We start from the raw sequence: 259 nt of genomic DNA, 5'->3' as shown, positions 1-259 counted from the left end.
CGCGCGAACTGCACGACGAACTGGCGCAGACGCTCGCGACGCTGAAGAACGATCTCGAATGGCTGATCGACCGCGTGCCGCAGGACGACGCGTCGCTCGCGCGCAAGATCGCGGCGATGCATGCGCTCGCGCGCGGCGCGGTGGCCGCGACCCGCCGCATCGCGTCGGACCTGCGCCCGCTGATGCTCGACGATCTCGGCTTCGCGGCGGCGATGCAATGGCTCGTGGCGATCCCGTGACGGTGCCGGAAATCCTCCAC

At 70.3% G+C, this 259-nt stretch carries 1 protein-coding gene; it reads left to right on the top strand.

All coding sequences use genetic code 11. The features are described 5' to 3' along the window. Positions 1-239, top strand: a 239-nt coding sequence (locus AC1RPV_RS08000) for a histidine kinase (RefSeq protein WP_481764236.1), incomplete at its 5' end; no start/stop codon positions are given. Between the last annotated feature and the right edge of the window lie 20 nt (positions 240-259).

It is taken from the genome of Dellaglioa sp. CoH-55-MRSF-9, from assembly GCF_056782155.1.
The sequence above is the reverse complement of the archived record's forward strand: the minus strand, read 5'-3'. Positions and strand labels throughout refer to the sequence as shown.